This is a genomic window from Nitratidesulfovibrio oxamicus, from assembly GCF_015731765.1.
Classification (GTDB): Bacteria; Desulfobacterota; Desulfovibrionia; order Desulfovibrionales; family Desulfovibrionaceae; genus Cupidesulfovibrio; species Cupidesulfovibrio oxamicus.
Window position 1 is genome coordinate 1 of the sequence record NZ_VRYY01000382.1, and the last position, 2464, is coordinate 2464.

Consider the following 2464-nt stretch of genomic DNA (forward strand, 5'->3'; position numbering starts at 1 on the left):
ACACAGGGACGCCATAGACAAAGAGTTCCAACGCCTTGAGCTTTTTGGCTTCGGGAAGGCGGCTAAGTTCCCAGGCGGTTTTCCACGAGTACTTGCTACCGCACCGACGGCATTTGAAACGGCCATCAGCGAGACGCCAAGCTCGGGTGTATGTGCACTTCGGGCATTCTCTCATGTCCAGACCTGCCTATCACAGGTCCGGTTTGGTTAGGTATTACCAAATCAATTGGCGCAAAGATTCCGCTGCCGCCGTGGATAATGTTTGCTTTATGGGAGCGTGGGCAACTTGCGTGCGGCGATACGCAGCCGCAGCCGAAGATCACCGCCGAGGTCTTGCGAGGCGGAAGCTTCGGCGTCGCGGATGCGTGCCGCTGGTAACGTAGGGAGAAGGGCATTCCCGCCCTGCCGGGCCAGCGGGAGCATTGCGCACATACGCATTCCCGTCGCCAGATCACCCGAAGGCGCCCAGCGCCGGAGGGAAGCTGGCGGCGAAAGGAATGCGGTGCAGGAGACGCCGGGGGTCCAGGGGGCGGAGCCACCGGAACGCGGGGGTGCAGGGGGCCGTCGTTACACGGCCCCCTGCCCGCCGGAGGCATAACGAAATCGAGCGTGGACAGAAGGGCGAACGTGCCTTCGTAGAAGCCGGGTGCAATCACGCACCACCTCTTTCACTCCCCGCCGGCGGCATAACGAAATCGGGGGGTAGCTATCGCGCGGGACTGTTTTCGTAGAGGCCGGGTGCAATCACGCACCAGCCCTCAGGCGACAGCCCCCTCCCCCCATCACTACCTAGTACGGCAACACCACCCGCCCATACTGCTCGTGCAGCACCTCGGCCATGGCCAGGTAACAGGCGCTTGCGCCGCACACGATGCCTTCCCACCCGGCGATGGTGCCGATCAGCTCGCTGCCGGTAAAATCGCGGATGGCCAGCAGGGCGAACAGCACGGTCAGCGACAGGAAGATGAACTTCAGCGTGGTCTTGCCCTTCAGGGTGCCCAGGAACATGAAGAAGGTGAACAGCCCCCACATGGCGAGATAGCAGCCCATGTAGGCGTGCGGGGTGGGTTCGGCCCAGCCCAGCTTGGGCATGACGATCAGCGCCACCAGCGTCAGCCAGAACAGGCCGTACGAAGTGAAGGCGGTGGTGCCGAACGTGTTGCCCTTCTTGAATTCCATGATGCCCGCGATGACCTGCGCGATGCCGCCGTAGAAGATGCCCATGGCGAGGATCATCGAGCTGATGGGAAAGAAGCCCGCGTTGTGGATGTTCAGCAGGATGGTGGTCATCCCGAAGCCCATGAGCCCGAGCGGGGCCGGGTTGGCCAGTTTGGTCTCCATTGTCTTCCTCGTTGCTGCGGATGGGGTGGGTGCGTCGGCGCTGCCGGGCAACTGGCGCGGCGCGCGGCCTGCCGGGTTCCGAGGGCACGGAAGGGCATGCGGGCGCGGGCCATGACGGAACGCCGACGCTATGGATGCCCGCCTGCCCCAACGATGCTTCGGATGTGCTCCGGGTGTGCACGGGATGGGCGCGGCGGTGCGGGCGGCGAACCTGTACCGGGGAACGACGATGCGGTGTGGCGTGGCGCGGCCTGTGGTGGCGGGTTGGCGGTCCGCCTCCTGTGGGCCGCGTGGTCCGGCTGCCGGGCCGGACCCTGCGAGGGGCTATGGCGCGCTTATGCCCGGATGCGGACAAGCACGCAAGATGTGCGGGAGTGTGCGCTTTCACGGGTCGGGGTGCGACCAGCCACACGGATAAGGCTCTGTGTACACGGCATGTTGCCGTGGGACTTGTCGGAATGCGCGGCGTGTCCGGCGTGACCTTGTGTCCCATGGGTGCCACCCGTCGGTGCCCGTCCGGGGCTACCCCTCCTGCCCCTCATGCGGTCTGGCCATGCGCAGCGGGTCCACCGCCGCGTCGAATGCCGCGCCGTCCAGCAACTGCATTTCCAGACAGGCCTCGCGCAGGGTGATGCCCCGCGCATGGGCCAGGTGGGCCGCCTGCGCCGCCCGGTCGTAGCCAACAACGGGCGCAAGGGCTGTGACCAGCATCAGCGAACGGCCCATGTGCGCGGCAATGCCTGCCCTGTCGGGCTGCATGCCCGCCACGGCATGGTCCGCGAACGAGCGGCACCCGTCGGCCAGCAGGCGCATGGACGTGAGCGTGTTGTGGATGATCAGCGGCTTGAACACGTTCAGCTCGAAATTGCCCTGCGACCCGGCCATGCCCACGGCCACGTCCAGCCCCATGACCTGCACGGCCGCCATGGTCAGGGCCTCGCACTGGGTGGGGTTTACCTTGCCGGGCATGATGGACGAGCCGGGCTCGTTCTCGGGCAGGCGCAGTTCCCCGATGCCGCAGCGCGGGCCGGACGCCAGCCAGCGCACGTCGTTGGCGATCTTCAGCAGGGCCGTGGCCAGCGTGCGCAGCGCGCCGCTGGTCAGCACCAGCCCGTCGTGGGCG

2 protein-coding genes are annotated in these 2464 nt (G+C 66.3%); both read right to left on the minus strand.

Annotation, left to right across the window (positions count from 1 at the left end; translation table 11 throughout):
- Nucleotides 1–789: 789 nt before the first annotated feature.
- Nucleotides 790–1341, minus strand: a complete 552-nt coding sequence (gene satP / locus FVW20_RS12525) for an acetate uptake transporter (protein ID WP_196609879.1) — start codon at nucleotides 1339–1341, stop codon at nucleotides 790–792.
- Between the two features lie 522 nt (nucleotides 1342–1863).
- Nucleotides 1864–2464, minus strand: a 601-nt coding sequence (locus FVW20_RS12530) for a lyase family protein (protein WP_269145828.1), incomplete at its 5' end; no start/stop codon positions are given.